Genomic DNA, 24645 nt, shown 5'->3' with positions numbered 1-24645 from the left:
CTTAAATCTGGTTTCTTACTAATGTTGATATTGAAGATGGGTATAGCTGTGTACGGTTGTGTTTGCCGCAGCACTACCTAAATAACTGTTGTGTCCAAGTATTAACGGTGACACACCGATTGCCTGTTGCTCTACAGCTTCGTTAGCCACTTTGATTTGGCATAACCACTGCACATTACTTGGTAAGTGAGTGCTTAATAACGCCGCCATTTTTTTACCTTGCTCATGCAAAGGGTTCAAACTAATGGCAGTTTCACTGTCTACAGGGCCGATGGCAATTGTTAAAATACTGCCACTTACTAATACTTTGCTACCTAATACCGCAGAACCACCGAGTACCATTTGGGCATCATCACCAAATGTACTTGGGGCATCAATTGTTTGCCAATTAGCGCGGGTATCGTCAACGTGCAGCTCTTTCACTGCAAGTGTATGTTTAAGTAGTTGAGTTAAGCCTGCTGCACTGGTTTGTTTTAAGCTAGCAATGCCGCATTGTACTTTTTGATCTGTTTTTGTAGATAAAATGGCTTCTATTAAATGATCAAATTGATCTGCACCACGTCCTGCAACATTGATTTGTGACTTTTTCCACGCCTGAAAAAGTTGGCAATATAAAATATGATTAAACATATCTAAAAATTGCCGAACCCTGTCACCACTTTCGTCATCACTTGCTGCTTGCTCTAACAGGTAATGTGGCATCGGCGCATCAACACCATACAAACCCAAGAATGACGTTGATAAACTGAGTCGCCCGCGTCCTTGGTTATCTAAGCTACACGCACGTACATCGGTTGCTGGAAAGCCAAGCTCTTTATAGGGCTTAAACATCACCCGCTCACTAATGCCTTTGTCAAGTTCGTGAGGCGTTGCCCAATGCTTTTCAATTAAGCTCATCGCTTTAAATAAATTAAACTGCCAAGGCTTAGCAATTAATTGCTCAATCGGTTTGGGCAATTTAGCCCAAACGGGATGCTTTATGGCTGGTTCATGCACACTCATAATTGATAACTCTTGCCCGGCTCAATATCCCAACACCAGGTTTTATAGCTAGGAATAGCATTAACGCGAGTCTGCACACTTTCATTAATTGGTGCGTACATTAAAAAGAATTGGTGCAACATATTACAAAAATGATAAAGATCGGCATCGCACACAAACTTACTCTCATCGATATCAATTAATACATCTACGCCTTTAATAAAAATTCCACGCTTTATTTGGCTGATCGGAGTAGCCGTTATTTTTTGAATGCTCTCAATACGCAAGCGATTCTCAGCTTTTTGCGACCAATCAAATAGCACTAATAAACGTTTAAGCTCGGTTACTTGAGTTATTTGGGAAAACTTAACATTAAGTAAGCTGATCAGCTGCCAATGTTTTGGTTGATCTGGGCACGGTAAATAATTAGTAGGCCTAATAACATTCTCAACCTCGGCAATACTTGGCATATCGCGCCCGCCAATATTTAAATCACCTTCTTGCAGTAGTTGCCGAGGCCAGCCTGCATTAAAAGCAGTTAAATCAACAGATAGTGTTTCTTTTTCATCATTTAGATTGAAAGGCAACTGTAAGTAATGAGTTGGCGCAGCTGCACCTACATCTTTAGTTAATACGGTAAATAGCTTTTTCTCATCTTCAAATACACTTTGATAACGAGGTGTATAATCATAGGTTTTACCACTGAGCGAGTTGCGCCCCATTACCGAATCGACGGTGTAACTGAAAATATGATCGGTACGATTTTGATCTGCTGTGATCATATAGTCGGTACGATTGGGTTCGATTCTGATTGGCTCTGCCGCTTGGGAAAATAAATTAATTGCAGGCACGCAGTTTATAAGTAGGTTTTCACGGGATAATTGGTGTCCGGGTGGTAATTTACTTGAGCCACGAAAAACTATTTCAAAGCGGTCTATATGATCTGCAAACTCAACGTCTTGCAAACCTGTAAAAGTTAAAAAGTAAAAACGATCTTTGGCATTAAAGTAATCTAATAATAATGCATAGCCTGGATGGCTTTGCTCAGCACTCGGTAAAAGAGCCCCATCAATATTTAAATAACTGGCACTGCAACCTTTTACTTTAAGCTTTTTATTATGCTCAAAATGCGCAGGGCCAAAATCAAGTTCAGCATGTTTCTCTGCCGTTTGCAGCAGCTTAAATAAAGAGCTACATAACGGGGTATCGCCGCGTAAATAAAACTGCAAGTTTGATAAGTCATAATTTTTACGCTCACCTTGGCATACAAAACGTAAACCAATGCGCAGCTCTGCACCTAAATGTGATTCTTGATAGCGCACATGCTCAACATCGAATGGTGCTACTGTTAAATTATGCGTGGTGGTAAAAGTAATATTTTTATGATCAACAACAGCGGTATCTGCTTTTAATGTGAGACCCTTTTCAATCATGTGAGTCTTTTGCATTGCCAGCTTAGGGCTAAATTTCACTACCGTACTCGAAGGGTAATAACTAAGCAGAATAGGACATAATTGACGCAGCACTTGCTCTGACACTTCTGGTACTGATTCATCCAAGCGTTTTTGTGTGTGCGCAGTTAAATACGCCATACCTTCGAGTAAACGCTCGATATGCGGGTCGCGATCTTTTAAGGCATCAATATTTAACATGCCCGCATGCTCAGGATAATGTTGTGCAAACTGTTTACCGGCCTGCGTTAATAAACGCATTTGAGCATCAAAATATTGCTGCATTAAAATATCCTTTTCATTGAAATATTAATCACCATTTTTAGCGTGCTGCATTACATCAGCCTTACCGCCTGATTCAAACCGCGTGTTTAACTTAATACATTGGCCACTGGTTAGAAATGCTTGAATATCCAGTCGGATCACGCAATTTTCTTCACGTATTTCCATTGGAATAACATTGGCATAACGCACTCTTGGCTCATATTTCTCAATCAATTTTTTAACCTCAAACGCCAAAGTATGTTGCGAATAAGGCAAACCTTCGTAAATATCTTCAACATCGGGCAAACCATAATCAGCCAAATGCTTTAACACCCCACGGCGAGCATTAAGCAGCTCATTAAGATGGTTACAGACACTATTTTGCTCATCAGTCTGAAAACCTTGATGTCCATTACGAATGACAGGTTGAGTTAAAAAATCGAATAACGCCATGAACTTACCTCTGATAAAAGGATATGCTTGCGCATATCCTTTAAAAATTCCGACTTATCGACCTTCAGTCCAAGAGTCAGAGAACTCGATGTTGCCATCAAGGTATGTCCAAGTAATGCGCTTATAACGTAAACATACTGTTTCAAGGTGCGGATAACGCTCCTTGTCTAAGTCTTTTACGTTGTGCATTGTTGGTGAGATTGACGTAATTTTTACATCTTCCAACTTGTGGCAGAAATACTCACGCTCAGTCCCTGTGTCATCGATACGGTACCATTTAAGCTCAAGTTGCTTAAGTGTTTGACCGTTCGAGCACGCTTTATACAGATACGGTGTAGCTGCATCTACCGCTTTAGTAATTACAAACGGTTCATGCTTACGTGTACCTGTAAGTTCACCCGTGTCGTTATCTGTAGGAATGCGAAGTTCATGATCAAAGTGTAGGATCTCAATTGAACCTTCACGCTCTGCAACAGTTACAGAACCTTTGATGTCATTACCTTGGTCATCCTTTAACCACATATACGCTGGAATTGCCATTTCATTATTCTCCTTTTAGAATGAAGTGTTTCCTGTTAGTTGGCATTGGCATAAACAACCATGTTTATGCCCCCCAAAAAGCCCTCTGCTTCATGCCACTGGGGAACATGTCCCAAGTTGGATGCAACCAACTTGGGGCAATCTTTTTCATAACGTTTTTTACACCAACCAGCTACTCACCAAATTGACGTATTTACACTTTAAAAGCCTGCGTTAAATGCGTTTCATCGGCGGCTTGGCAGTTCATTTTTCGCCAGGCATCTGCCCTACTAGTGCTAAGCGCACATCAATACCTTCCACTTGGAAATGTGGCACTATGTACGTACTAACACGGTAATAACCTGGGTTACCCGGAATTTCAGCAACAGTCACTTTGGCATCTTTTAATGGATGCGTTGCAATTAACGACTCATCAGGGTTATTCATTTTAGTAACTAACGCACCTAACCAATCGTTAAGCTGCTGCTCTAATTCATGGCGAGGTTTACTCGAACCTATGTTTTCACGCTGCAACACTTTTAAGTAATGCGCAATGCGCGATACTAAGAAGATATACGGTAAACGCGAGTTAATACGTGCGTTTGAGGTTGCTTCTGGCGTTTCAAGCACTTGTGGCTTTTGCGCACTATTAGCTGAGAAGAAACACGCAAAGTCTGAATTTTTATAATAACTAAGTGGAATAAACCCTTGGTTAGCAAATTCAAGCTCTTTAGTCTCTGAGATCAATACTTCTGTTGGGATCTTAGTTTCTGAGCCTTTACCTGCTTCGAATGAATGAAGTGGTAAATTCTCAACTTTACCGCCCGACTGTGGGCCACGAATGTTAACTGCCCAACCATTATCATGGAAACTGCGAATAATATTGGCGGCAAAAGCAAACGTTGCGTTACCCCATAAATAGCGCTCATGGTGTTCACTGTTTACATCTTCTTGGTAGTTAAAGTTACGCAGTGGATTAGTTTCACCATACGGTAAGCGCAATAAGAAACGTGGGAACGCTAGGCCGATATAGCGTGAATCTTCTGATTCACGGAAGTTTTTCCAACGTAAAAATTCAGCACGCTCCATGTACGAACCAATATCTTGAATTTTAGATACTTCATCAAGTGAGTCTTTCAAGAAAAACTTAGGTCCTACGCTGCCCATAAATGGGCAGTGCGCCGCAGCTGATACGCGTGAAATTTCTTGTAGTAATGAAACATCTGGCGCTGAACAATCAAACTCAAAGTTCGATACCATAGTCGATACTGGTTCGCCACCTGGGGTGTCGTAATCTGAGGTATAAACATGCTTGTACAATGCTGATTGCGTGGTATCAGGTGCTTCTTCAAAGTCATCACGCAGGGTTTCTTTATCAACGTCGAGCATTTCGATTTTGATGTTGGCATTGTTTGGCGTGCGATTAATTAAATAACGCAATGAACGCCAAGCTGATTCCATTTTTTGGAAGTTTGGATTATGTAAAATCTGGTCTAACTGCTGTGAGATAATCGTATCAACTTTCGCAATATAGTCATCTAACAACAACTTATCGATACGCGTAACTTCTTGGCCGCTGCTGCCAGCCATATCTAAAAATACATTGATTGCCGCTGTTAAACGCTCATTCGCACGGGTTTCAGCAAGGTTGCTGGCATCACGAAAAGTGTCTAATTTGATCTCATCTGCAACTGGGGCAATATCGACCAAGTTACAAAGGCTTTCGTAGGTTGATACCGGAGCTTGCTCAATTGAATGAGCTGCAACGTTTAATTGTTCTTGCATTGACATGGTAACGTCCTTATTCAGTAACTGGGTGTTTTTCGTCTTCAGAAGCAAGCGGGGCAATTTCATCCAGCTTAGCTTTTAACTCATCAAGTTCTGGCTGGTTTTGTAATACCCGCTCTAGTTCTTTACGTAATGATGAGTTATCCAAAAGATTCGATTTCAAGTCACGCAGTAAGTTACGCATTGCCATCATTTTATTTAACTCAGGTACCTGTGAAGCAACTGATTCTGGATCAAACGATTTAAACGAATCAAACTGTAAATTCACGTTGATCTCGCCATCGCCTTTGATCTTATTAGCAACTTGAAAGTTTGCCTTTGGTGCCATATCTTTTAACACTTGCTCAATATTATTTTTATTGATTGTTACGCGTTCACGCTCAGCAAGGTCTTGGGTATTTAAACCATTAGAGTAATCACCAATTACCAGCATTTTTAGTGGCAATTCGCTTTTTTGCGATGCGCCATCCGTATCAAGCTCTAAAGAGATATTGATCCGAGCTCTTGGGATCTCTTTTTGAAATGTATCTGTCATGTTTCTTCCTTTGCAGTTTGTATCAATTCCAATTAACCTCGACCCATTAGTCAGGCTCTTGTAACTAAATCCAAGCTATTGCTTGAGCCGGATTGGTTACCATCATTCGCTGACTAATTTGCTTAGCAGCTAAACTCATTTCATCACTTTCTGCCAACGACAGATTGGCGTAACATTGCTTGGCAAAACGCCATACTTCCATGCAAAAATGTTGTTGCCACTTCGCTAATTGAAAAGTTTCAATTTGCTCAAGTAATTCGGTTAAAATTGCCAAAGCGTGTTCATAATGCTCCGCTTTAAGTAACAACTTGGCTTTTAATAATTGGCTTTGTGATTGGTCAAACCCGGTAGGGGTACTTAATTGCTCAACCTTGCTAAGCGCAGCACTGAGTTGTCCTTGCACTACTTCATCAGCCAATAAGCTATAATGTTCATCAAAAATATTGCCTTGCGAATTATTGCTTGCTGGCGTTTGTGCATTGCTAATTTCAAGTAACGTTTCTTTATTGGCTGGGCTGCATAACCCTGTGCCATCGTCGTACTGTAAATGAGTTAAAAGCGGAAACTGACTAGTTAAATTAATCAATTGCTGCTCAAGCCAGTGACTTAGCTTGCCTTTATTTAATTGTTTTAACGCACTTAATACCAACATTTGTAAGTTGAGATTAAATTGCATCGCACCTTCCATAAATAAGCCTTCTGCAAGCATGAGTGCCTGCTCTGGTTGTTCACTGGCAAGTGCATTTTCAATCGGTGCAAAAGCCGCAGCTCTTGGTGCTGGTAAGCGTGTTTTACCATTTTCATTAGCCGGTATTTTCAACCCAGACCAACGTGCAGCACGTGATAATTTAATCACCCGCTCGATGTTATTTTGTTCTTTATCAAAATTTAGTAATTCACGAATAGCTGATAAATAAGCCGTGTCACTGCTGAGATCACCAACCGTAATACTTGCAACTTGACTTACAGAGCTGTGCACTGATGATGTTGAATGTATTGCCGGTGTACCGTCGCTTGGTGCTTGTTCAGTATCGTCTTTACTAACAACTGACGGCTCGACTGCCTTTGCAACTGGGTTGCGTTTCATTTGCTCGTCAGTCCACTCGTTTAAAGTAGATAAAGGACCTGATTCACTATCTAATAATGGTACTGAGTGTTGGTTGTAATCGGTTAATACCGCATCTAGTTCGGCCCATTGTTCTGCGGTTGCCGAATGACTTTGCGAAATCCCTTTTAGACGTTCTTGTTGCTGTAAAAACCAGGTATTTACAGCACTGCGCATACGCTCTTTAAGTGGGTGTACGTCGTTGCTAAAATCAGCCAATATCTTATTAAACAATTTGATTGAACTAATTAACCCCTGCACCCCAAATTCACTGGTTGCAGCTAAGCATAAGTAACTAACAATACGTAAATCTTTACTCTTATTCTGTAATAAGTCAGTTGCTTGAATAAACATCACTTTAAAATCAACCTCACCAACACCCGATGAAGATGCTTTGAGACTTTTAAATGTTTCTTCGTATTTTAAATCTTCGCCACACGGCAAACCTTGCAATGGTGCAGCAAGTTCATCCAGCCATAGTTGCCAGCTATTGTGAGTATGTGGTTGCTTTAAACTCATGCTTTACACCATCGTCTTAGTGCATCGTATACACTTACGTTATCCATATCGGCAAAATTAATACTGTAGTCACTTGGCACTTTGCTCAATGGTAAATTCGTCAAATCAATAATTTGTGTTGATTTGTCTTCATTTAACCAAATCGAGCTAAAATAGGATGCCGATACAGGACGACAAAACACCGTTAAACTAGGCGCATGATCTTCACACCCTAGTTGATAAAAGAACCACGGTTGCCAGTTGTGATCAGCAACCACAGATGCTATTAAATGCAGCCAAAACCCAGCGACCAAGGCGCTCTCATGACTAAACTGTGGCATTGGTAAACGAATACCAAATTGACTGCGTAGACAGCCTCTATTTGCAATCGACTTCAATACTGCAGATAGTTCTTCAATTAATACAGCACGCTTATGCACATCATTCATCTGGAGATGCTGCCACAACACACTCATCGGTATCATGCGCAGTTTATCTAGCTCTTGATTTAAATTTGGTTGCTGCTTCAACGCATCAGCAACCTTGTTATAAGCATGAGCTTGTTCCGCCATCGCATCAATTGATGGCGCTTCTTTAATGCGATCATTCACACCAATTAAGTGCTCAATCACATGACTAGCATATAAAAACAAAAATGCTGGATGGCGTTTATAAGTGTCTAATCCGCTATGTATAAAAGAGCTAAAAGGGTAAAAACGGCCACTACTATCTTTACTTGGTTGTAAAATACCAAGCAAACTACTGTCTTCACTGTTCCCAGATACAAAAAACAACGATTTAACACCATTAAGTACAGCAACATTATTCGCCTTTCGACCACGATTAAGGTGAGCAAATCCTTCTTGTAACCAATGATCAAATGCCACTGATTCACGCGATGAAATATTTAACTTCACAAAATCGGGTCGTACTGGTGTTTTCCCCATATAACCGTAAGAAAACTGTTTTACTAGTAACGGCGATTTCTTTTTAGAAAATAAATTAAACATAACCGCCCCTACTGTACCGAATTATTATTCGACTGCGCATATTGCGGCGATTTCGAAAACAACGAGTTCGGTAAAGCAAACGAAGTCAGCATATATTTTGAGAAAATACCGCTATTACGCCCTGATTTTAAGGAAAACTGTACTGTTAATTGCTGTTCTGACTTATCGGTTAGTTCCCATGTAGCTAAGAACTCAGTGCCTTTTATCCATTTTACATTAGCATTATTAAGCACTTTAAGTAGCGCCCACGGACCATCTTGCTCAATCGAAATTCGATTGCCTTTATTATCTAAACCATAAAGAATCGCTTTTTCTGCAGCACCACGACCAGGCCAAGAAAAGTTACGCCACTCCTCCGGCTCATTACGATAGCGATAACCTTGCTCTGAAAAGCCTAAATAAGTTTCACGAATGCCTCTTTGTGGTACTGGCATCATCTGAAAATTAAAGCCCGCAGAATCTGCGCCACTAGTAAATAGTGAACGTGTTACTTTATTTGCTTTTGTTAAACCATCGAGTAATTCTTTACTAAAGCCAATACCAACACCATTCCACTGTTTTTCTTCCCATACGCCACGACGTACTTTCATAAAAGGTTTCAGTTGAGTGTTAGTAAAGTTCCATAATATGCCCGACTCAGTGTTTAAAAACTCCGACACATCAGCAATCGCGGCATCAGGTCCATTTAGGTTAAATGGGTACTTTCCTGCGATGCTGTTGCTGTACATTGTATAAACTTGGTTTTCCCACTCTTCATTTAACTGGCTTCGTGCTTTGGCCATAATTGTGGCTATACCCGCTTGTAAAGGCGCTTTGAAAAGAGTATCCAACGTTTCTTTTGTTTGTGGGTCTAAAGCACGTGTTTGGCTTTCAATGATGATCCATGAAGACTGCAAAGCATTGGTTTGATTATTACCTGAGAGTAAATCTTGGACAAAAATCATAGCTTGGCCATCATCTTCATTACTCGCCGCCATCGCTTTTATGTCTGAGTGGATGCTGCTTAATGAACTAATGTACTGGCCCATGTAATCAGAACTGCGCTTATTATCATCGTTTTGTGTAAAACGGCGTAAATCAGCAAAGCGAGATTCCAGCTCTGGCGCTCTAACCGTACTCATTTGTGAAAAATCAGGGCTGTTAATAGCTTGTTTAGCTAGCTTTCCTTTTGCTGCTTTTTTCTGCGCAACGTCGGCAGCACCGGCAACTAAGGTCGCAATTTTGTCATTATTCGCGGTAACGGCTGAAGGTTCGTCAGCAATCATTATGTTATTGTTCACCAGCATCATTAAATCTATCAATGGGCCATCGTTTGATGAAAGGCGAGCAAAATCAATACTTGCATCGTTTAAGTCTCTAAACGCTGGGACTTGAATACTATTTAAGAATTCGAACCAAGTATTACCGTAATCCTTAAAGTAATAAGCACGCATTGCTTTGGCTAAGGACTCAGCTTGTGCTTCATCTACAGCATTTTGCCCTTCGTCATTACTGGTGCCCATAACCCAATCGCCTGAGAACACTAACCGTGAAATACGTTTAATTTCAGGATAGACATATTCTTGCCAACCAGCATTGGTATATACATAAGGAATTGCATAGCTACTTTTTAATACATCACGGTTATTAGCCGACATAAACTGATTAAGCTGTAATGCTTTTTTGCGCTCAGCAAAGCTTGTTATCACTTGCTTATACAGAGGCTCAGCCTCAGGTTGAGTATTTAAACTTTCGCGCGCAGTATAAATTGCGGTTTCATTTGCTTGCCAAAAATTAATATTCCCAGGGTGCTCTAGATCAGTACCTAAATTAGCTAAGTACACATCTAACAACGCAGTTAATTGACTATAAATGGGTGTATCTTGTTGCGCTGTTAAATCAATATTAAAGTGATTACTAATAAAACTAAGTAGCTGCTGTTTAGCAAATTCATCATTTTTATGTTCGGGGTGTGTGCTTAGCATTAAATGTAATTTAAGTGCTTCGTAATAAGGTTGTCGAATACCTACGCGTGACTCCGGCTCATCAGAGTTCCAACGACTTTCATACTGTTTTAATTGTGCTAACACCTGTTTTTCAGCAGGAAGTGTGATCAATTGGTTTAACTGGTTAAATAATACATTCGCGACACTTTGAGTTGTTTCGTCACCTTCGTAAATACCAAAAATAAAATACCAAGGTAAGCTTTTTTCATAACTTACAAGCTCCTGATAATGCTCAAATAATGCAAGTGTTGCAGCTAGCTTTTGATCCGCCTTCGCCTTATTTACATTAACTTCAACCACCGCTTTCACGCGTGCTTCGCCTTGGTTAAGCAATAACTGATTACTGGTGTATGAGGTAATCAATAACGCTGTAATCGCCGCTATTGAGGCAAGCCCCGTGGTTACAGTTAAACCTTTTAACCAACGCCCAACTAGGCGCTTTTTACGATTACCCCGAGTTAAATCTTGTAGTTTAAAAACAACATCATTAAAAACGCGATTAATAAAATAGCTTTGGGTGATTGTTTCTTGTTTTTGTTCAACCACAACCGCGCCAAATTGATCGCGTACACCGTTGGTGATTCGCTCAATTGGTGTGCCCTCTTGTGTACCTGAGGTAAAATACACGCCTGCAAACCAAGGAACTTCTTGGTACGGATTCGCTTTAAATAGCAAGTTTACAAATTCGGTTAGTTTTGTTGAGGCCGATTTAAACTGATTAGGAAAATCAAGGATCAACTGTTTACGATGCTCATTTCGTTCACGGGCCACTTTACTTAAACGTTGCTGGCACAAACGTTCGTATAATTCATCCATTCTGAGCTCGAACATTTCAGCCGGATCGGTTTTTTGATCTTCACTAATATCAAGTAAATATGCGCCCCACACTTGCTCGCGCTCTTTTTCAGATAAGTCATTAAAAAAAGGTTCAAAGCCACTAATTAAATCGGTTTTTGTGAAAGTGATATAAACAGGGAAAATAACACCTAGTTGCGTGATCAACTCTTCAATACGTTCACGGACTAACTTTACATGCTGGCGAATTTCTTCACTGTCAGAGGTTAAAACATCAGCTACACTAATTGCGACCATTACGCCATTGATAGGTAATTTTGGGCGGTACTTTTTCAGTAAATTTAAAAATGATAACCACTCTTTGTTTTCTGATTGCTCAGTTGTGTAACGTCCTGCGGTGTCAATTAAGATCGCTTGATCTGAAAACCACCAATCACAGTTACGTGTGCCACCAAAACCTTGAATATGCAGTTCGCTAGAGTTTGAATACGGAAAATGTAATCCAGAGTTAGCAAATAAAGTACTTTTACCGGTCGCTGATGGACCAATGATCATATACCAAGGTAGTGCATAAAGAGCGGTATTACCACGATAACCAGCGCCTAAGTGCGATGCTTTTAATGAGCCTAACGCTTCTTGCATTTTTTCTTTTATTTCATCAAGCTCAGCACTTGAGCCCGCATTGTGATTTGCAAGTTCAGAAGCTAACTTATCGCCAGAACGCTTAGTCCATAACCAACGAGTAAAAATAAATAAAATGAATACCGCCGTAACTGCTCCCATAGCAATCAGCTTTTTATCAGTCGTGTCTAAGCCCACCATGCGCCCAGCAAACCAAACAATGCTCAGCACTGCAATTAGACCGATCAACTGTCCTGTGGCGCGAGATGACACTAAGCCCAGTAAAAAATGCACTAGGCCACTTTTATTTACTCTTCCTTGCATGGTATTGCCTTATCGTGTCTCGTTGGTTTTATTCAATTGAGTGAGTACTTCCACCTGATTACTTATGGTTTGCGTACTCTGTGTAGCCTGCTTGTTGATCACAAAATGAAAGCCTGCAAATAGGGAAGCGATTGAGCCTAAACAAATCGACAGAATAACCCAATAAGGGACATTACGACCGACTTTCATAGCAAACCCTTCAGCAGGTACGCCATTATCAGAAAGCAGTGCATTAGGCGTGCCTTTGACATCTTCAATTTGTGCACGAATGTCAACTATCAAAGCTTTAAGCTGTTCTATTCCTTTAACTTTATAGATACCTTCAAAACCCAATTGCAAACAAATATAGTACACTTCTAACGCCGCAAATTTATTTTCACCGCCAGTACGCAAAGTCGCTAAACGCTCAAAAAACTCTTCACCTGCACGGTTATTGCCAAAAAACTCTAACTGCAGCGGTCGTGACATCCAGTCCATACGAAAATGCGCTCCGGAGCTCATTACAAACTCATCACACATTGCAGTAAGAGCAAATTTTACTTCTTGCATCACACTAGTCGTCACTTGTTGGGCATAACAATTACGCTCAAACTCATCAAAACTATTTAATAACTGATCACGAAAATCGTTCAGCTCAAGATCGGTTGATTGCTTGAGCTTTAATGGCGATAACGCATTTATAACCGGTGATATACAGGCGATTAAATCTTGTTGTTGTGATTGTTGTTGCATCATTTCACCTAACTTAATTGCGTGCGACAGTAACTATTTCGATTTGCGCAGCTTGCAAACCAAATGGAATAAATAAACTTAACGACTGCTCTTCGATTATTTGCTGCCAAATGTAACCATGTGATTCAAGACGGAAATATTCATATCCACTCTTTATTGCTAATTTATTTGGCGGCCGTTGGCAGTGAGTTAGCTGAACACCTGCAAGGGCTGATGAAATCATAATATCGAGTTTTTCAGTTGCGCCAACTTTAGCTTGGTCGCTAAATGTTTCAATCCACTTAGTATCCTCAGCTTCAAAATAAACCGCGAGATAGAAGTCGTTATGCTCAAAAATTGCTGAGTCAATAGTCGCAACCTGATGAATAGCATTGGAAATTTTTTCAAGTTTAAGGCCAGCCATTTTCTTAGGCACAACACCTTCAAGTAGCTTAGTTAGCAACTCATCTAACTTACCAAATACATGGCTGAGTTGTTTATGCTGATAAGGAGGGACTTGGTTTACTAAATCACTGTGTTCAAACATCGATACAGAGCTGATCAAATCAACCAATTCACAGTACAAACGCTCTGGATGAACTAATGACAAACTTTTTAAATGATCCAACCGCTTTGCTGAAGGTGCCATCGCATTAAGTAATAAAAAGCTATTCATCTCGTTTGGACCAAAGTCAGTCACTGAACCAAAGTTTTTCCTGCGACTAAGCAACACATTGACTTTCGCATTCACTAAATTTGCGGTGCGATTTAATAGCTCAGTTAAATATACCGAAGCACTGATATTTAACAGTGGTGGTACAAAGTGTTTATTAACAACAAAAGAGCCGTCTTCTGCGCGGACTATTTTCAAACACGCTAAAGTATCAAAATAAGTTTTTACATCACTATCTGTTAGTAATATAAATTTAGGGTGCGCTATCAGCACTTCACGATTACGTGCAGCATCATGATCATCATTTAACTCAATATAGTCTGCATGATAGGCACTGAGCTGACCGGTTGTTGCATAACCTTCAATATTACTAACGATTTTATTGGCAGCAATCGCGATGTAAATAATCACTTCATCTAGGTTAGGATCTAATTCCAGCTTTAATTCGTCATGTTGTTGGCGATCAAAATCAAGTAATCGACCATTTTCAAGTAACAATTTGAAGCTAGTAATTTTTAATAGCCCACGTGATAACGCTGACTCATCAATTGCAAGATGCTGGATACCAAATACCAATGGAGAAATAAGTCGCTGTCTTACAATTTGATTTTGCTCATGATACTCATCAAATAACTGAAAATGGTGTTGTGCTAATAATACACCTTCAGCCCAGACGGGTTTTACGGGGGCTTTAGTACTCATTACTGTGCCTCATCCACGTCAGGCAACTGCACTTCATTATTTGTGATCAGCACATCTAATGCAGTCGATAATTTAACCGGACCATCACCTAATTGATAATACGTTTTCCATTTGTCTCCTTGGCGATCTCTGAATAACGCAACAATTGCCACAAAACGAGCATTTTCAGCTTGTTCAAAAGCGATCGTTGTTTTTTCGGCAGGATTAATAGTGCGTTCTTCTAACGTGATCAATGAATTTGCTAATACTGATTTATCTGACTTCCAAAGTTCTTCAAACGTCGCTGTTTTAAAGCTCTGAATATCAGACAATTGATACACTCTGAGAACCACTGGAAGTGCTTCATCAAATTGATTTAAATTTAAATTATCTGTTGCTGTAATGTCTAACTCTACATTAGTGCTCATGCACGCAGTGAGTGACATTAACAGCACAGCTAAGATTACTTTATTTATTGCAAAACGCATTTAATACCTCATTAGATATTTTAAAATTGATTATTCAGTTTTTACAAAGGATCTCTTCATAAACAGGGCAAATAACCCTGTTAAAACGCACTGACGCACAATCTGACCAGCGATTGTCATTTAAAATTCTAGAAAAAAAACCTGAACTTTTATTTTCTTGATTTTCAACAGCTAGAGACTTGATGACAACATGATCGATTGAAGATATTAATTTAGAATTTAAAACTATTAACTCTTGAATATAACTAGATATATTTTCATTAATTAAAATAATATTTCCATCGTTCTTTGGAGGATTATTCAAAAAGAAGAAAAACTGATCTATAACAGATTCAGAAAAAACACGATGTGCAGGAATACCTGTTTGATCAAGTAAAGAGGAGATGTTACAGGTTAGAGACCAAGCCAAGGAGTAAAGGCTATCAACCTGATTTATAAAATCTTTTTTTCTCATTTTATCATCCTTGATTTAACATAGTCAGCTTAAAGTTGCACTAACGCGGTAATTATTCAGTCCTTAGAATTAGCGCATGATACAAACATAATTGTTAAAATGTCAACCGAATTCAGTGCGAAAATACAACTATTTCTAACTTAAAGTTGTTCCCAATAAAAGCGACCACACCATATAATTTTAAAAATGAACACATTATGAACCTATTTTCATATAATCTAAATATCGTTGATTACAAATATTTCATTGATTATCGCTAGATTAATGTGTATTTTTACACGCATTATCGACCAAGGTAGAAAAAGGACAAGGAAATGTCTAAATCACGATTATTGTTAGATATTAATAATAAAACAATGAACGTAACTCAGGTAAAGGGAATTGAACGCTTAAATAAAAGCTTTGAGTTTGACCTGATTTTCGACACCCTCACAGATGAGCCTTTAAACGATTTATTATTACAATCGGCCTTAATTACATTTGTAAATAAAGACAATTACTATCGCCACCAAGCAGGCCTCATAACACAAAGCACCGATCTTGGGTTATTCAATAAAAAACGCCGCTATCATATCGTCATTAAAGATCGATTGAGTACGCTAAAAAACACCTCAGATAGCAAAGTATTTATCGGGGTTAATTTAAAAGATGTTTTACACTACCTAGCATCACAAGCCGGATACTCTCAAGGTCAAGTAGATTTTAGAGTTACCCAACCGTTTGCTGATATGCCTCAGTGCGTACAAGCAATGGAAAGTAACTGGCAGTTTTTTCATCGTTTACTGGCTTCCCATGGTTTATTTTATTGGTTTGAAAGCAAAGACTCGGCTGAAATACTGGTGATAAGCGACAGTAATTTAAATAGTCCCTACCTTGAGCGCGGCGTTTTAGAAGTTACCAGTAGCGCTGGAATGAATAACCAACACAGAGAGCAATTTGTTGGCTTTATGCATGCTCAACTTACTGAGTCTATTTATAACAATACTGCAAACAGTGCAGCCTATGGGCAATTTAATACCATTGCCAGCAATAGCCAATCATTCTTTGAACCCTGTGCGTTATCGCAATCCGCCGCAACTAATCAAGCACAAAATTTTAGTAATGCACTAGCGAGTTTAAATAAAGTTATTAGCTTAACTGGTAACGTATGTGATTTATTTGCGGGATGTTCGATTTCATTAAGTGATAACACCGGCATTGGTAGCAGTGGTGACTTGCTCTGTATCGCAGTCGAGCACTACAGCGAGCAACCAAGTGACGAAAGTAGCCATGAGGGTTTAACTAAATACAGTTGTACAGCGCAATTTATTGAGCGAGGCACCCCCTTTAAGCCACTCCCTATTCCCCATCAAGCAAAACCGATGGTATTCCCTGCGAAAGTAGAATCACTGACCGGCAATGCATTTATTGATGACAACGGGCAATATCGAGCCCGCGTTGATTTTGACAAAAATGCCAGACCAATAACGCAGTCAAGCCCTGCCTTGCAAAAGTTAGCTCTGTATGCATGCCAAAACCAAACTCAGGCCACTGGATGGCACTTTCCACTCGTCGGTGGTTCAGAGGTACTAATAGGCTGTATTAACAACGACCCTAATCACGCCTACATTATGGGCTTTGCACTAAATAGCGATCAACCAAGCATAGTAACCGCCGCCAATCCAACGCATAACCGATTATTAACCGCAGCCCACAACGAACTACTATTTGATGATGACGACAATGAGCCAAAAGTTATTTTACAAACCCTTGCCAGTGAACATTACTTTGAGCTAAACGCCAAACAGTCTGGCCGCCAATTCATAGAATGGATAAGCCAACTAGGCACTATAAACTTGCACGCAGGAAAAGACCTCTGCCTAGAAACCGAGCAAAGCAATGTACAGTTCGTGATAAAGAACAATCAATTTATTGATGTTAAAAATGAACTCAAACAACAAACTAACAACGGCAATATAAATTACCAGAGTGCCGGCAACAATGCGTTCATAGGTAAAAAAATCGATGTTAAAGCTGACCAAGAGCTATCATTAATTTCGGGGCGTGCGGTTAAAATAAACGCGCAAAGTGATATTTTACTAAAGACTAATAACAGTGATTTAAAGCTCAACGTACCAAATGGCTCAACGTTTTTACAAACCAGTAAGTCAATTAACATCACAGGCTCTGGGCAAGGCGATTTAATCATTCATAACGCTGGCGGCGAAATTAAACTCGATAGCCAAGGCAACGCCACCATCATCGCTACCAATATACTCACGCTCGACAGTAACATAGTGACCTTTGATGGACCAGTTGATTACGATATAGAAAGCCCGCAAACAGCCAGTAGCCCAAGTGCCTCAAGTCCTGCGAGTATTAGCCAAATCACCGCGTTTGATTTAAGTGACAATACGCTATCTGCAGGCGCACTCGCTCAGCTTGAACTTGAATACTTCTACGAGGATGGCTCTGCCATTGAAGGTGTTGACTACCATATTATTGATAATGATGGTGTTGAACACACCGGCACCCTGGCGAATGGCGTAGCAACCTTGGCTAATTTACCACAAGGTAAAAGCCAAGTGACATTGTCAGCAACCACCCAAGCCGATGAGCAACGCCTTATTCAATTGCGCAAAGAATTCAATCAACACCTTACCTCCATGCTTGATGAAATTCGCAGGCAAGCCGCGATTGGGGATGCCATTTTTGAGCAAGAAGACTTTTTTACCCAATGGATGATTGAAACCGGCGCAAGAGCAACGGGTCTGTATCAAGGCGCTAAATCCCTTGTAACGGGTATCGCTGATTTAGTCGTACTAGGGATTGATATCAATATCAGTGTGTATTCGGCCTGTTTTAGAATGATTGACGCCGTTGCAAGTGGTGATAAAAACGCTGTTAAACAAGAACTTGAAACCATTTTAGCCTTTAGCAAAAAAACGACCAGCGCATTATCACAGGCGTTTGAACTATTACTTGCCTTAATGGACGATGCAGACACCCGCAGTGCATTAGCGCGCTTCCCGTATGACTATATTGAAGCGCATTCCTACGTTGATAAACAACGTTTAACCGGTGTTATGGCGTTTGAGATATTATTAGCGCTGTTAACGGGCGGTGCGGGAGCCGCAGCCTCTGCGGCAAGTAAATCCAAGCATCTCGTCAATGCGAATCGCTCATTAGTCGAGATGGCCGACATACTCAAACGCAAGCAACTTAACAAAACCACCTCGCATACCGTGTCGCCTGAGCAACCTAAATTAATTGAGCACATTGACAAACCCGATGCGACATTACAACCAGGTACAAACCGAGGCGTAACCACGCAGGTGTCAGCCAAAGCCCATGCTGACTATTTATTAGAGAATCTTCCCGATGATATTCGTGGCAACTACCGTGCATACACCAATGCAGACGGTAAAGTTATCATACAGCGCATAGATGGGAGTAAACCACCGAAACTGCGTTATGAAAATGGCGCGTTAGTTACTGTATCTGACCAAATCGATGTGTTTAACACCATTTCACAAAAACTAAAATTAAACACAGCAACTTAGATTCAGCCGCAAGAAAGCGTTTAAAAAAATTAGAAACAGCACGTAATAAAGCCGTTGCACAACGTGACGCTGCATTACTGGCAGGCGACGCTAAAGCATTAACAGATGCACAAAAAGCCATGCGATTGGCCAGTGAAGATTTAGGTGAAGAAGCCGCACGCATTTACGTACAACAAAATTACCCTAACGCCAAACCGTTAAACACCAAATTACCCGGTAACGGCAAACAAGGCGAGTTTGACCAAGTGTATGTCATCGAAGATGGTAAAGTCCTTATCATGGAAGCCAAAGGCGGTAATGCAACATGGGGTAGCAGAATAGCTGGAGAGGAACGTGCACAGCAAGGCTCCGCCAAGTACATGGATTCTGTGATTGATAATTATACCGAGCAGATGAAACGCCTCACAAAAGACCCTCGCTATGGTAAAGTCGGCGAAAAAGCCTTTACTAAGCAGGTTGAAGGTATTCAAGATATGTTAGATTCACTAGAAGACGCAAAACTAGATGGAACGCTAGAGTATATTGGCATACAACAAAAAGCCAATGACAATGGACTAATTGACGTTATTGATGTGTCTATTTTTGATATCGGATTTTAAGGAGATTTTTTAGATGATTAAAAGCCATTACAGCTTTGCAAAAGTAAGTTATGAACACATGTGTGAGCGATACAAAAAACACGAAGAAAAAAACATTCCTCGCATCCAAAAAAACCCAAGTTTAGGGCTGCAAACTCAATTTAAACGAAATTTAATTGAATCATTCCCAATGGAAGCCATTGAAAACCCCAATGGTTATCATGCTTGGCTGTACTTGCTACGCGCATCGCAATTAGGCCTCGGTATTTTTCAAAGTAACGCCAATGATGGTCAAGCCTTTCCATTTTTTTATGACGATGAATACCTAGAGGTGGTTGGCAAGAAAAACCCTGAAAACGCAGAGCACCCTGTTTGGCTACTTGCTTTATATGCCGCGATTATCGTACGCAACCAAGAGGCCATAGATTTTTTAACCACCATCGACAATGAGGTGTTTGTAAACTCTAATTACGGCAATCAACTCAAACCGTTTGATTATGCCTTAGCTGATTTACTCAAAGGACTGTTCGCCCCAAGCGCCGACTTAGCGCACCTGCTAGAGCAAGCGTATATCACCTCTAACCCGGATGATTACCCTATTGATGAAGCGTATTTGTATGCCAGTCGTCTCAAGTGGCCGTTGGTCTCTGTTATCGAAGCGATTTTCACCGAAAATGGTGAGCAAGCCTACAACAGCACCATGGAAAAAGCTTTATTACTGCACCAAGAATATTACAGTGATGAAGAGCGCATGTGGAATGACCGTGGCGCCATTTCAATACCACTAACCGCAATGGCTGTTATCGCTAAAGAAGTCAAAGGTTATCAACTTACTGTTGAAAATGAGTATATTCCTGATTGGTTAATTAATGTAAACCCACCAAAACCAGAATAAACGAACGTATAAATAAACCCGCTCTTTAACAACATGGATGTTGTGAAGCTAGGCGCTACAGTTTTTTTAAAGACTAGCGTCCTAGCCTTTCATTAGCTTTTACTCCATAAACGCTTTAATACTCTGCTGTAAAAGGCGTGGGAAAAGTCGTGATTAAAAACAGCGGTGAGTCCATGGAAGGCGCTATTGCAATATTCCGGCTCTTTACCCAACGAAAGTAGGCAAAGGCGACCCTGTTCAGTATTTACGTAAAATAAACTGGCAAGACTTAGGCAAACAAGCCGCCAGTGAAGTCAAAGCAATTATTAAAAGCTTTAGAGATACCTTGCAAGATATTTCAACCAGCTGGAAATACGACCTCCTACTGCCAGACTCGGCCATTGACGGCATGCAAGCCATGGTCAAACAGCTTGATGAAGTCACCCCGCAAATAGACCAAGGGGTAAGAAACGCAGCGCAAGAAATTGGCAATCGCGTAAATAAAGCCCTCGATGAATTTGAGCCACCGGCAAGTACAGGTGTAGTAGGGAAACCGAAGAAAACAGTAGCCAATGAATTAGATGCGCCGAAAGGGAATGATTTAAAGGGGGCTAAAACGGTTAACAGAAACACCGCTATTGACCCTAATAGTTTGGATAAAATAAATGATCTTGCCAGAAAACCTAAATTAACTCCAGATGGGAAAGTTATCCCTATTGGTGGACAACCCTCTGATGCAATTACAATTAGAAATAAGAATAACCTGGATGAAAATGGGTACTTACATCGAAAAGGCAAGAAATTACAGTATGATTCGAATGGTTTCCCCATATTTGACAGTAAATTTGATACCCACATACCTGATCGTCATATAACTTCGGGTAAAGCTACTGAACATTTTAAAGCAGCAAATAAAAATCTTGCTATGCAATTAGAAAGAAACCCAAGTTTAGCCAAGACGCTAGGATTAAGTAATGAACAAGTAGTACATATTATGAAAAAACCACCATCGAAAGATCCAGCAAAGGGTTTAACATGGCATCATCATCAAGATACTGGCAGAATGCAGCTTATTGATAGAACAACACATGACACTTTTAGGCATACTGGTGGTATGTCTATTTGGGGAGGAGGGTATTAATTATGTTAAAATGTGAACCGTATTTGTGGGAAGAAAATAAGCCAACTTACAATCCCGATTACTTAAAGGAACTTGAATGCGAACTTCAGATTAAATTCCCGTCAGAGTTTTTAAACTTCATAGAATTACACTTTGGAGATAAGCCATTTTATTCATCTTTTAAAGTAGGGAAAGGGCAAAGCTCAATCGCACACTTCCTTCATTGCCAAGAGTTAATAGATGATAATTTTGACATTTATAGCATCTCCGAACAAAAAGAAGAAATAGATGAATTTTTATCGAATAAAATAGTGCCTATCGCTATAACTTTTGATTCAAATTTAATCGCTTTTGATTTTCGTCATAAACTGACTGAGCCCGAAGTTATATTTATTATCTCTTCACAACTCGAAGATGGTGATAAAGCAATAAGAAATATTAGCGTAAATTTCCATGAGTTTTTAGCTATCCTAGAAGAAAATGACGACGAATTATGACCTAACAAAGCTAAAGCTAGCTAATGATGCTTTCTTGGATTCAATAATTAAAACAACTCCATCAAAGTAATTTTTTATTGCTATAGGGGGTTAATTATAATGAATAATGTTGATAATATTTACGAGAATATTGCAGAATATCTAGTACAGCAAATCACTGCTGATTGGAAAGAGTGCAAGGTTGAGGTTGAGTTTTTTGGTGATGCTGCTGAGTTTGATGCAACATATACAAATTTTGAGGATAAAAGCTTTGATTTAGAATCAGGGTATTACTTATTTAAAGAGTTCCAAAGTCTCTCTACGATAATGTCAGATAACCCAGAAATTAAATGGAATAAGGCTACCTTTACACTTGAGCCATCAGGCGACTTCAATATTGATTTTGAATGGGATCAAGAGCTGGCTGATGAAATTGAAAGTTATGATCACTAATAGATTCAATTTATCTATGGCTAAGGACAGCACATGCAACCAGACATAAAAAACATCTCGCATCACCTAGGTCAGTACCTTTATCAGCAAATAAATGAGCCGTGGCTTGAAGCACAACTTATTTTAAATTGTGAAGATGAAAACGTACTTGAATGCAAAGCCCATTATCAAACTGCTGCTGATACAAGCGAACAGCCGATTACCGTGACAGACGAGATAGTCGATTTATTCAACACCCTATTTGTGAATGCCACTAAACACCAACCAGAAAACTGGACGCGCGCCATTTTCACGATTAATCGCCAAGGCCAATTTAATCTCAATTTTGAGCGTGAGAATACCGTTCATGACATCATCGTTACTTCGTAAATGCACTAGAAAGCCAATTTAAAATTTAAGGATGAACGAAATGAAAAAGCTCAATGTGGGTTCTACATTACTAAACAAAATATTTAAGTCAAAAAAATCTACCCTTGTATCTAAAATCCTCGAGTTGGGTAAAACGATAGAAGACCCTGAACGTATGTTTAGCTTCTCTGGAATGCGAGAGGATTTAAGTGAATTATTAGCTAGTTCGCAAACAAATGAAGAAAAGCTATACGCAAATTACTACTTATCAATGATTTACTCTAAGAGTTATGACTATGAATCTGAAATTATTAGTCACTCAACGATAGCTTTGGAATTAAATGCAACTTTAAAAAAGTTAAATCAAGAGCAAGTATTTTCTTTAAATCACCGTTTATACGAAGCATATAGTGAATTCAATGAACATCAAAATGCACTTGAATACTTACAAGCAGCAATCGCTAATGCTAACCACCGTACTCAAAACGAAGTGTCTAATTTAATTGCGTTAAAAGCGGCTTGCTTCCATGAGGTTGGGCGATATAAAGAAGCGTTGCAGCTTAATAAAGAAATTTTGAGTAATCCTGATTTAGAAGAAATAAAACATCTCATTTTAAATAATTTAGCAAACAATAGTTACGAACTTGGTTTGATGAAAGATGCTGAGCATTACCTAAAAGAAATGTCAAAAACAGACTGTGGTTACCCTGAAGATACTTTTATAAATAAGTTTAACAGCATATTCCAGCTAGCCGTGCTTAAATTTGAATTAGGCGAAATTGAAAAATCAACCAATCTATTTCAGCAACGACTGAAGCTTGCCATTGGTTATGGTGACTGTGACTATATTGAAGAAGCCGAAATAGACATTCAGCAATTATATGAAAAACAGCTATCTCAGCAAAATTAAACTTGATTTGAAAAGGCTTTAGTAGCGCTAGCTTAGCATGCAAAAATGTTATGGGTTAAAGCCCTTTTATTAGATCTCTTTGACCTTTTTAAGTTTCTATGTAGGGGCAGACCAAAGTTACTATGAGTGATATAAAAAAGTTAATTAATTACCTGATAGAGAAAAACTCAGAAGAGCAAACTCATTTTGGCGAAGGCTTTCTTCTAACACCAATTAGTTTAGATGAGTTAAAAGCTTTTAATGCGCATTTCACAAAAGCTTTCAACTTTCAACCCCCAAATGAACTTTTAGATATATTAAAGATATCAAATGGCTTTTCTGTAAATGGATTAAATGTCTATAGTGCTAAAGAACAAAATGAACCATATTACTTAGCTGGAATTATTGAAGCCAATCAAGAATTTCATACGGAAGAATCTTTACGTAATTTCGTCGCTTTTTGTGATGAAAGCAGCTCCAGGGTGGTTTATAACTTAAAGGTGAATCAATTTCAGATTGTAGACTCTTTCACGTGGGAAGAGCTAGAAAGTTTCCCGACTTTAACTTTGGCGATAAGCTCTTTACTTAAAACAGCAAATATTTTTGAATAAATCAAACAACGCTAAGGACAGCACATGCAACCAAATATTAAAAACATCCCACAACAACTTGGGCAATACTTGTACCAGCAAATAAATGAGCCTTGGCTTGAAGCCCTGCTCATTTTAAATTGCGAAGATGAAAACGTACTTGAATGCAAAGCCCATTATCAAACTGCTGCTGATACAAGCGAACAGCCGATTACCGTGACAGACGAGATTGTCAATTTATTCAAACAAGTATTTGATAAAGCCACAAAGCACCAACCAGAAAAATGGACGCGCGCTATTTTTACCATTAATCGCCAAGGCCAATTTAATCTGAACTTTGAGCGTGATAATAATGATGATGACGTTATCACTGCATAAAATACACACTAATTTAAACGCGTAAATTACGCTAATACAAAAAACACTAAGGACACACAAC

23 protein-coding genes are annotated in these 24645 nt (G+C 39.5%); 10 read left to right on the top strand and 13 right to left on the bottom strand.

The annotated features are described in order from the left end of the window. Positions 1-18: 18 nt before the first annotated feature. The 13 genes from tssG to H5203_RS18090 form a co-directional block, all read right to left on the bottom strand. On the bottom strand, positions 19-1002 hold the full coding sequence (tssG, locus tag H5203_RS18150; protein WP_220495325.1) for a type VI secretion system baseplate subunit TssG: 984 nt from the start codon (positions 1000-1002) through the stop codon (positions 19-21). Then, positions 999-2717, bottom strand: a complete 1719-nt coding sequence (gene tssF, locus H5203_RS18145) for a type VI secretion system baseplate subunit TssF (protein WP_145242483.1) — start codon at positions 2715-2717, stop codon at positions 999-1001. Before tssF ends, tssG begins: the two co-directional genes overlap by 4 nt. A gap of 24 nt (positions 2718-2741) precedes the next feature. Next, positions 2742-3149, bottom strand: a complete 408-nt coding sequence (tssE, locus tag H5203_RS18140; protein ID WP_145242485.1) for a type VI secretion system baseplate subunit TssE — start codon at positions 3147-3149, stop codon at positions 2742-2744. 54 nt (positions 3150-3203) lie between these two features. Continuing rightward, positions 3204-3689 (bottom strand): Hcp family type VI secretion system effector, encoded by a 486-nt coding sequence (locus H5203_RS18135; protein WP_007584479.1) that lies wholly within the window; start codon positions 3687-3689, stop codon positions 3204-3206. A gap of 243 nt (positions 3690-3932) precedes the next feature. Then, positions 3933-5459: a type VI secretion system contractile sheath large subunit gene (tssC, locus tag H5203_RS18130; protein ID WP_145242487.1), complete on the bottom strand. Its 1527-nt coding sequence runs from the start codon at positions 5457-5459 to the stop codon at positions 3933-3935. 10 nt (positions 5460-5469) lie between these two features. Beyond that, complete coding sequence (gene tssB, locus H5203_RS18125) at positions 5470-5991, bottom strand: type VI secretion system contractile sheath small subunit (protein WP_145242489.1); 522 nt, start codon at positions 5989-5991, stop codon at positions 5470-5472. Positions 5992-6055: 64 nt separating this feature from the next. Further along, positions 6056-7615, bottom strand: a complete 1560-nt coding sequence (locus H5203_RS18120) for a TssA family type VI secretion system protein (protein WP_182733902.1) — start codon at positions 7613-7615, stop codon at positions 6056-6058. After that, on the bottom strand, positions 7612-8604 hold the full coding sequence (gene tagF, locus H5203_RS18115; protein ID WP_182730835.1) for a type VI secretion system-associated protein TagF: 993 nt from the start codon (positions 8602-8604) through the stop codon (positions 7612-7614). The genes H5203_RS18120 and tagF overlap by 4 nt, the downstream gene beginning before the upstream one ends. 8 nt (positions 8605-8612) lie before the next feature. Then, positions 8613-12329 (bottom strand): type VI secretion system membrane subunit TssM, encoded by a 3717-nt coding sequence (tssM, locus tag H5203_RS18110; protein ID WP_182820055.1) that lies wholly within the window; start codon positions 12327-12329, stop codon positions 8613-8615. A 9-nt stretch (positions 12330-12338) separates the two neighbouring features. Then, positions 12339-13064 carry a type IVB secretion system protein IcmH/DotU gene (gene icmH / locus H5203_RS18105; RefSeq protein WP_257326852.1) on the bottom strand — a complete coding sequence of 242 codons (726 nt, stop codon included), beginning with the start codon at positions 13062-13064 and terminating at the stop codon, positions 12339-12341. 10 nt (positions 13065-13074) lie between these two features. After that, complete coding sequence (tssK, locus tag H5203_RS18100; protein ID WP_182820054.1) at positions 13075-14415, bottom strand: type VI secretion system baseplate subunit TssK; 1341 nt, start codon at positions 14413-14415, stop codon at positions 13075-13077. Then, positions 14415-14882, bottom strand: coding sequence for a type VI secretion system lipoprotein TssJ (gene tssJ, locus H5203_RS18095; RefSeq protein ID WP_145242499.1), 468 nt, complete (start codon positions 14880-14882; stop codon positions 14415-14417). Before tssJ ends, tssK begins: the two co-directional genes overlap by 1 nt. A 34-nt stretch (positions 14883-14916) precedes the next feature. Next, entirely contained in the window at positions 14917-15336 is a 420-nt protein-coding gene (locus H5203_RS18090) for a hypothetical protein (protein ID WP_145242501.1), read from the bottom strand. 314 nt (positions 15337-15650) lie between these two features. Here H5203_RS18090 and H5203_RS18085 point away from each other — a divergent pair, with 314 nt between their 5' ends. From H5203_RS18085 to H5203_RS18045, 10 genes are all read left to right on the top strand, one after another. Then, the gene (locus H5203_RS18085) at positions 15651-18878 is read left to right on the top strand and encodes a type VI secretion system Vgr family protein (protein WP_259401971.1); all 3228 of its coding nucleotides are present in this window, start codon (positions 15651-15653) and stop codon (positions 18876-18878) included. A gap of 119 nt (positions 18879-18997) precedes the next feature. Then, on the top strand, positions 18998-19477 hold the full coding sequence (locus H5203_RS22995) for a hypothetical protein (protein WP_259401970.1): 480 nt from the start codon (positions 18998-19000) through the stop codon (positions 19475-19477). Between the two features lie 13 nt (positions 19478-19490). Beyond that, complete coding sequence (locus tag H5203_RS18080) at positions 19491-20351, top strand: immunity 49 family protein (RefSeq protein WP_145242506.1); 861 nt, start codon at positions 19491-19493, stop codon at positions 20349-20351. Between the two features lie 325 nt (positions 20352-20676). After that, positions 20677-21471 carry an HNH endonuclease gene (locus H5203_RS22695; protein ID WP_145242508.1) on the top strand — a complete coding sequence of 265 codons (795 nt, stop codon included), beginning with the start codon at positions 20677-20679 and terminating at the stop codon, positions 21469-21471. 2 nt (positions 21472-21473) lie between these two features. After that, positions 21474-21947, top strand: a complete 474-nt coding sequence (locus H5203_RS18070) for an SMI1/KNR4 family protein (RefSeq protein ID WP_145242511.1) — start codon at positions 21474-21476, stop codon at positions 21945-21947. Between the two features lie 99 nt (positions 21948-22046). Next, on the top strand, positions 22047-22379 hold the full coding sequence (locus H5203_RS18065) for an immunity protein YezG family protein (RefSeq protein ID WP_182730839.1): 333 nt from the start codon (positions 22047-22049) through the stop codon (positions 22377-22379). 33 nt (positions 22380-22412) lie between these two features. Further along, positions 22413-22748: a DUF600 domain-containing protein gene (locus H5203_RS18060; protein ID WP_145242514.1), complete on the top strand. Its 336-nt coding sequence runs from the start codon at positions 22413-22415 to the stop codon at positions 22746-22748. A gap of 40 nt (positions 22749-22788) precedes the next feature. Further along, complete coding sequence (locus tag H5203_RS18055) at positions 22789-23637, top strand: hypothetical protein (protein ID WP_182820053.1); 849 nt, start codon at positions 22789-22791, stop codon at positions 23635-23637. A 122-nt stretch (positions 23638-23759) separates the two neighbouring features. Further along, positions 23760-24227, top strand: coding sequence for a YrhA family protein (locus tag H5203_RS18050; protein WP_145242518.1), 468 nt, complete (start codon positions 23760-23762; stop codon positions 24225-24227). 24 nt (positions 24228-24251) lie between these two features. Next, complete coding sequence (locus tag H5203_RS18045) at positions 24252-24584, top strand: immunity protein YezG family protein (RefSeq protein WP_145242520.1); 333 nt, start codon at positions 24252-24254, stop codon at positions 24582-24584. The last annotated feature ends 61 nt before the right edge of the window (positions 24585-24645 follow it).

Source organism: Pseudoalteromonas sp. SG41-1 (assembly GCF_014164575.1).
GTDB lineage: Bacteria > Pseudomonadota > Gammaproteobacteria > Enterobacterales > Alteromonadaceae > Pseudoalteromonas > Pseudoalteromonas rhizosphaerae.
This window is presented reverse-complemented; position numbering and strand designations above follow the sequence as displayed.